Genomic DNA, 7464 nt, shown 5'->3' with positions numbered 1-7464 from the left:
TTGGGCACCCGCCAGCTGGCGGCCAGTGCCACCAGCGCCAATCCCAGCGCCACCATAAAGACCCCGTGGAAACTCCACACCTCCGCAACGACACCGGCGATAGCCCCTGCCATGATGGAGCCGGTGCGGATGCTGTTGGCAAACAGGGTGGTCGCCACCCCGGCCCGCCCCGGCATCAGATCCTGAAAATAGGACATGCCGATCCCCGCCACGATACCGATGAATATGGCGTTGAACAGTTGCAAAGCGATCAGCGCGTATTGGTCGGTGAGGGTCACCAGACCTGTGTAAAAGGCCGCGCCAGCCAGCACCGCCAGCAACATCATGGGGCGCTTGCCAAAACGTGCCGTGTAGTAACCCGCCAGCAGCATGAAGGGGATCTCCAGCGCCGCCGCCGTGCCCATCAGGATACCGGCAAGCTTCTCATCCATCCCGAGCTCCCGGGTGATGTAGAGCGGCATATTGATGAGATACATGCTGTTGCAGGTCCACATCAGGGTGGAGGCGATAAAGAGCGCCCGCACCGCCGGATCCCGCCAGCTGCTAACCCGTTCGGTCTCTTCAGCCATCTTGGGCAAAGGGAGAGAGGGCAGCCAGCGCCACACCACCAGGGCACAGAGCAGATAGGCCAGTGCCGAGGCCAGGTACATCAACTCGAAACCGTAGCCGATGGCCAGCGCAAAGGCGATGGGCGGGCCTATGACCCAGGCCAGCGAAAACTGGGCCCGCATCACCGAGCTGAACATGTCAGCCCGCCGGTTGCGGCTGTCGGAGTACTCCCGCGCCAGCGCAAACAGCTGGGGACTGGCAGTGGCCGCCAGCGCCGCCAGCATCACCCCCAGACTCGCCAGCAGCCAGTAGTTGCGGTTCCAGGCAAACAGCAAGGAGAGCGCCACCCCGGCAAAACAGCAGCGCAGGATCAGTCGCTTGCGATCCCCCTTGTTGTCGGAGCGGTGGCCCAGCCACTGGCTGACCAGAATGCCCACCACCGCATTGATGGTATAGAAGAGCCCGACCAGAAAGGGGCGCACCTGCACCTCCTCGGCCAGAAACAGACTTAAGGTAGGCACCTGCAATGCCACCGCGACGCCGGTCATAAAGGTCACGGCAAGAAACGAAAGAGAGACGGGATCCGGGCGTTTGACCGCCGCTATCGACAAGCTCATAGGGTTACCACTGATTGGAAGGACGATACGGGCTAACGGGCGGCAGCCGTATGAAAATTCGGCGCCTATCTTATGTCACTATCAAGAGCGGGCTCAAGGATGGCATAAGCGGGTGTGCGCCTTGCGAGGGAGGCCGCGACCCCGTAGAGTGAAAGCCCATCCTGCCAGCACAAGGAGTTCGCATGTTTGATTTTGATCAGGAAGTAGACCGCAGTGGCACCATGAGCCTGAAATGGGACAAGTACAAGGGTCAGGATGTGCTGCCCATGTGGGTTGCCGATACCGACTTTGTCTCCCCCCCGTCCGTGATTGAGGCGTTGACCAAACGGGTCGCCCACGGCATTTTCGGCTATTCACGCCCCTCGCCGCGCCTGATCGAACTCATTATCGAACGGATGGCGACCCGCTATGGCTGGGCTATCGAGCCCGAATGGCTGGTATTCCTGCCCGGCGTGGTGCCGGGGCTAAACCTTGCCTGCAAGGCGTGGAGCCAGCATGGCCGTGGCATCATCACTCCCAAGCCGGTCTACTACCCCTTCCTGCAAGCGCCGGGCTTCAATGATCGTCCCCTGCTCACCGTGCCGATGATTGAGGAAGCGGGTCGCTGGGTGCTGGATCTTGAAGAGCTGGAGCGTCAGGCTCCCGCCGCAGATCTGCTGCTGCTCTGCAACCCCCACAACCCGGGCGGCACCATCTTTACCCGTAACGAGCTGCTGGCCATCGATGCCATCGCCGCGCGCCACAATCTGGTGATCTGCTCCGATGAAATCCACTGCGATCTGCTGCTGGATAAAAACGCCCGCCACATTCCCTACGGCGCCATCAGTGCGCAAGCGGCCGAGCGCTGTGCGGTGATGATGGCCCCGAGCAAGACCTTCAATATCGCCGGTCTCTGCTGCTCCTTCGCCATTATCCCCAACCCCCGTCTGCGCTTCAGGCTGCAACAGGCGATGCGCGGCATCAGCGCCGACGTCAACCTGCTGGGCTTTGTCGCCGCCGAAGCGGCCTATGAGGGTGGCGAACAGTGGCTGACCGAGCAACTCGACTATCTGGCGGCCAATCTGGCCCTGATCCAGCAAGCGGTGGCTCGCTGGCCTGGCGTCAAGCTGGCCAACCATCAGGCGACATATCTGGCCTGGATCGATGTGAGCGCCCTTGGCCTTGCCGATCCCATCGCCTTCTTCGAGCAGGCAGGGGTTGGTCTCTCCCCCGGCGCCCAGTTTGGCGACGGTCAGTTTGTGCGGCTCAACTTCGGCTGCACCAGGGCACGACTAACCGACGCGCTGGCTCGGATGGAGCGGGCAATCCTCAACAACAAGCCCTGATCAGCCAGCAACGGGATGGGCAAGCCCCATCCCTTTTTCACTGTGTCATCAGCCAGCGGTCAACTCAGTCAACGGTCAATTATGTCTCTACGGATCTTGCATCACCTTCTGCTCCCCCTCTGTGCACTCTCTGCGCTGCTCCCCTTTGGCAGCCAGGCGCTGACTATCGGAACGGGCCCACTCAACGGGGTCTACTACCCGACCGGTGGCGCCATCTGCCGGGTGCTCAATGCCGGCCATGCCCTGCATGGGGACAGCTGCACCGTGCAGAGCACCCGTGGCTCGATGGCCAACCTCAAGGCACTCGACAAGAGGGACGTACAGCTGGCACTGGTACAATCCGATGTGTTGCACCACGCCCTGCACGGCACCGGCCCCTTCAGCGGGCAGGGGGCCAACCATGAGCTGCGCAGCCTGTTTCGCCTCTATCAGGAGTCGCTGACCCTGCTGGCCGCCCCCAATAGCGGCATCACCACCCTGGCAGATATCGAAGGGAAACGGGTTTATCCCGGCAACAAGGGCGCCGGTGAGCAGATCACCAGCCAGGCCCTGATGGCAGCCATGGGATGGCAACCCGGGCAGTTTGCTGCCTATCAACTCAAGTCGGACAGCGAGCCGCTGGAAGGGCTGTGCGATGGCTCGCTGGATGCCGCGTTTGTGGTTGCCGGTCACCCCAGTCTGGCGGTCGGCGATCTGATCAGCCGCTGCAAGGTGCGCCTCATTCCCATCGAAGGGGAGCAGATCGACAGGCTGCTCAAGCAACACCCCTACTACCAGCGCAGCCGTATCGCCGCCAACCTCTATCCGGGACAGACCACAGCCATCAACAATATCGGGATGAGTGCCGAACTGGTGGCGCTGGCCAGCCTGCCGGACCCCATCGTCCGTACCGTGCGCGATACCCTGCTGGCCCGGGTCAAACAGTTCAGTCGGCTGCATCCTGCCCTGAGCAAGGTGACCCCCGAGCAGTTGCAGGCGCAGACCGAGCTGCCCCTCCATGCTGGGATGTCGGATCAACCGCCAGCTCCCTTGTCACTGACTCCCGAGCAGTTAACCGCGGAACAGCTGACACCGGAGCCGTTAACACCAGCACCATCGACCTCGGAAGCGGTGCCCACGACAGAGCAGGTGAGTGCCGCCGACGGGACGACTGCTCCCCTTGAAGCGCTCTCTGACGCGACCGCCACCAGCAGTGCCGCAGTGGCAACAGAAGCCACAGAGGTTAATCCCTTGCCCGAAGAGGCACTTGAGGTCACCTCCGAGCTCACTGCTACGCCGACCACCGAGGGGGAAAGAGTGGCTCCCTCTGCCGCAGCGTCAACGGTTCCATCACCATCGGCTGCCGTGTCGACTCAGTTGCCACAGAGCGCCTCTGCGGCCACTGCGCCGCAAGAGCAGGCAATCCAGCCTGCCAGCAGCGCGGTGACTGGCGAAACCTCGCAGCAGGATAAAACCGATACACTTCCCTCCCCATCCACCAGCGCAGCCACACCGCCGTAACCCTGAACGGTAAGCGCCCACAAATGCATCAGGGCAGCCTCGGCTGCCCTGATTGTTGATATGCGCTCGATAGTGGCGAAGTCGATTGACCAGCTCACCTTGCCGTCCGCTAAGGCTCCATCCCCCTAGTCAGATAGGGGTTGGGCTTCTGGATCTCCTCCTCAACCCAGTGCAGCAACTGCTTGATGGCCCGCGACAACACCTGATTCTGGCGCACCACATAACCCAGACTGGTCCCGGGAAAATCGCCGAGGCTGGTGACCGGCGCGGTGAGGTTGAGGCGCGGATGCAGGGAGAAGTCCGGCACGATGGCGACACCAAAGCCCGCCTCGGCCCAATCGAGCTGGGCGTCCACGCTGCCCACCTCCATGATGCGGCAAGGGGGGAGCGCCAGCAGCGGCAGGGACGGGTCGATCAGCGCCCGGGTGCGGGTGTCGTGACCGAGCAGGATCAGGGTCGGCTCGTCGAGGGGGTCGCTCTCCCCCGCCACCGCCCGCGCCTGCCAGCGGGCAAGGCCGTGCCCCAGCGCGCACCAGGTCACCTGTTGCAGCTCGGTATAGAAGAGCGGCTCGCTGCGCTTTTGCGCCATGACAAAACCCAGATCCGCCTTGCCCGCCTTGACCAGCTCGGCGGCCTGATCCGAAGTGGTGTTGAACAGGGTAAGGTCGATGCCGGGGAACTCCCGCTTGAAGCGCTGGAACGGCTGGATCAGCAGCAGGCGGGAGATGATGTCGCTGGCGGCGATGGCCAGCGTCCCCTGACTCAGCTGGTTGAGGGCATTGAGATCGGACTGGCAGAGCTGCAACTCGGCAATGGTGCGCTCGGCGCTTTGCAGCAGCCGCTCCCCCGCCTGCGTCAGGCGAAACGGGCTGCGCTCGATCAGCCGCACCCGGGTCGCCTGCTCCAGCCGTTTGATATGCAGGCTGACATTGGGCTGAGTCATGTGCAGTTCGGTGGCGGTCTGACCAAAATGTTGCAATCGGGCCAGAGTGACAAAGGTTTGCAGCCAGTGAATATCCAGCATAAGAGTCCCTCAACCCGCGATGTGCGGGGCTTGCCAGGCAAAATCGGACGGTTTGCCGCTTAATTGGCCATAATTATATGGTTCTCTTATCGGAATTATAAAGATAATTAATTTTTCTAATCCGCATCAGGCTCCTAGGATGGACGCCTAACGTCTTAGGAGAAAGAGTCATGTCGTCTATCGTAGTCGTAGGTGCTAACTGGGGTGATGAAGGCAAAGGCCGCATCGTGGATTATCTGGCAGGTCAAGCTGGCGCCAGCATTCGCTTCCAGGGCGGCAACAACGCTGGCCACACCGTGGTCAACGACCTTGGCACCTTCAAGCTGCACCAGGTTCCGAGTGGCGTATTCAACCCGGATTGCCTGGTTGTCCTCGGCCCGGGCATGGTGATCAGCCCCGAGAAACTGACCGTCGAGCTCGAGGAAGTCAAAGCCTCCGGCGTGACTCCGAAGCTGGCCATCTCTGACCGCGCAACCCTCTGCCTGCCGCTGCACGCACTGGAAGATACCCTGGAAGAGCAACGTCTGGGTGACGGCGCCTATGGCTCCACCCGTCAGGGCATCGCTCCTGCCTACGGCGATCGCGTGATGAAGAAAGCGATCCTAGTCGGCTGGCTGAAACAGCCGGACGTGCTGGTCGAGCGCATCCAGTTCATGCTGGACTGGAAACTGCCGCAGATGAAGGCTATCTACCCCTCCTTCGAATTCACCCAGACTGCCCAGGAGATGGCCGACTGGCTGCTGGAAGTCTCTGCACCCTGGATCGACGCCGTCTGCAACGTCAGCATGCCGCTCAAAGCACTGCAGGCTGAAGGCAAGACCCTGCTGTTCGAAGCCCAGCTGGGCGCTGGCCGTGACCTGATCTACGGCGAATACCCTTGGGTCACCTCCTCCCACGTATCTGGCGCCTACGCCGGTATCGGTGGCGGTCTGCCGGGTCTGCGCCCGGAGCGCGTCATCGCTGTGGCCAAGGCATTCAGCTCCTCTGTCGGTACCGGCACCCTGCTGACCGCCATGGAGAACCAGGACGAGTTCCGCAAGATCACCAACGAGTTCGGTGCCACCACCGGCCGTCCCCGTGATGTCGGTTACTTCGACGCCGTCGCCACCAAGAACGGTGTCGAGCTGCAAGCCGCCACCGAAGTGGCCCTGACCAAGCTGGACTGCCTGACCGGTCTGCCGGATCTGAAGATCTGCGTGGCCTACGAAGGTGCCCACACCGAGAACCCGATTTGGCCGCAAACCGCTGCCCTGAAGCCGGTTTACGAGCAGATGGAAAGCTGGAGCGAAGACATCACCGGCTGCCGCACCTTCGAAGAGCTGCCCAAAGCGGCCCAGCAATACGTGCTGCGTATCGAAGAGCTGCTCGGCGTACCGGTTCCGATGGTTTCCGTCGGCCCGGGCCGTGACGAGATGATCCTGCGCTAAGCCGCACCTCTCATCGTCAAACAAAAAACCGGCATCCCTGATGCCGGTTTTTTTATGGCTGCCGTTTACCTTCTTGCCATAAAACCACCCAAAGGCTCAATTAACTCACCAATCGACCTCACATTGAGCCGTTCTGCAATAACATTCTACCCTGCCCTCGTTAAAGTGAACCCGTTACCACACGAGGAGTCACCCGATGAAATTGCTCAAACAGAGTGCCCTGTTGCCACTGCTCTGCCTGACGGCCATGCCAGCCTTTGCCATGACCCTGAAGAGCACGGACATTCACGAAGGCCAGTTGATGGACAAACAGTTCAGCTTCAACGGCTTTGGCTGCAGCGGCGACAACCACTCGCCCCAACTTAGCTGGCAGGATCTGCCGGCAGGCACCAAGAGTGTTGCCATCACCGCCTATGATCCCGATGCCCCTACCGGCAGCGGTTGGTGGCACTGGCTGGTGGTTAACCTGCCTGCCACCCAGAGCGAGCTGGCCAGCAATGCCTCCGGCAAGCTCAAGCAGGGATTGGAGATCCGCACCGACTTTGGCAGCCAGGGGTACGGCGGCCCCTGCCCGCCCGCTGGTCACGGCATGCACCGCTATCAGTTCACCGCCTGGGCCCTGCCCCATGATCTCGAGGTGAAGGCTGATACCCCGCCCGCTATGATAGGCTTCATGCTCAACAGCATGGCGCTCGGCAAGGCCACCCTGACCGCCACCTTCGTCACCCCCTAGGAGCCAACCGGATGAGCACTCCTCTGCTGCAACAGAGCCACTATCTCGGGATCCGCCAGCAGCCCCTGCATCGGGTGCTCATCTATGCCCCAACCCTCATCTGGGTCACCCAGGGGAGCAAACAACTGTGGTGGCGCGAGCAACGTCTGTCGTTTGACAGGGAGCGGTGGCTGCTGATCCCGGCAGGCCACCAGCTCACCTTCGTCAATCAACCTGATCAGGGCAAGTTTCGCTCCCACGCCATCACGCTGCTCACCCCGCCGCCGCCAGAATGGCTGGCCGAGTCAGC

At 61.8% G+C, this 7464-nt stretch carries 6 protein-coding genes and 1 pseudogene; 5 read left to right on the top strand and 2 right to left on the bottom strand.

Annotated features, from left to right (window positions below):
- Positions 1-1166: MFS transporter (locus DBR30_RS08890; protein WP_108588307.1), on the bottom strand; the 1166-nt coding region annotated here is incomplete at its 3' end.
- A 182-nt stretch (positions 1167-1348) separates the two neighbouring features.
- Between DBR30_RS08890 and DBR30_RS08885 the strand changes: the two genes are divergently transcribed.
- Both DBR30_RS08885 and DBR30_RS08880 read left to right on the top strand, forming a co-directional pair.
- Positions 1349-2491, top strand: a complete 1143-nt coding sequence (locus tag DBR30_RS08885; RefSeq protein WP_108542059.1) for a MalY/PatB family protein — start codon at positions 1349-1351, stop codon at positions 2489-2491.
- Positions 2492-2572: 81 nt separating this feature from the next.
- On the top strand, positions 2573-3991 hold the full coding sequence (locus DBR30_RS08880) for a TAXI family TRAP transporter solute-binding subunit (RefSeq protein ID WP_108542060.1): 1419 nt from the start codon (positions 2573-2575) through the stop codon (positions 3989-3991).
- A gap of 109 nt (positions 3992-4100) precedes the next feature.
- Here the strand turns inward: DBR30_RS08880 and DBR30_RS08875 are convergent, their stop codons facing one another.
- Positions 4101-5015, bottom strand: a complete 915-nt coding sequence (locus tag DBR30_RS08875; protein ID WP_019445686.1) for a LysR family transcriptional regulator — start codon at positions 5013-5015, stop codon at positions 4101-4103.
- A gap of 170 nt (positions 5016-5185) precedes the next feature.
- On the opposite strand from DBR30_RS08875, the gene DBR30_RS08870 reads away from it, so the two are divergent.
- The 3 genes and pseudogenes from DBR30_RS08870 to DBR30_RS21965 form a co-directional block, all read left to right on the top strand.
- On the top strand, positions 5186-6442 hold the full coding sequence (locus DBR30_RS08870; RefSeq protein WP_005362191.1) for an adenylosuccinate synthetase: 1257 nt from the start codon (positions 5186-5188) through the stop codon (positions 6440-6442).
- A gap of 196 nt (positions 6443-6638) precedes the next feature.
- A complete protein-coding gene (locus DBR30_RS08865) occupies positions 6639-7175 on the top strand; it encodes a YbhB/YbcL family Raf kinase inhibitor-like protein (protein ID WP_108588306.1) in 537 nt (178 codons plus the stop codon).
- An 11-nt stretch (positions 7176-7186) separates the two neighbouring features.
- A pseudogene (locus tag DBR30_RS21965) lies at positions 7187-7464 on the top strand (AraC family transcriptional regulator); the annotation flags it as partial.

Source organism: Aeromonas sp. HMWF017 (assembly GCF_003061465.1).
Lineage (GTDB): Bacteria > Pseudomonadota > Gammaproteobacteria > Enterobacterales > Aeromonadaceae > Aeromonas > Aeromonas veronii.
This window is presented reverse-complemented; position numbering and strand designations above follow the sequence as displayed.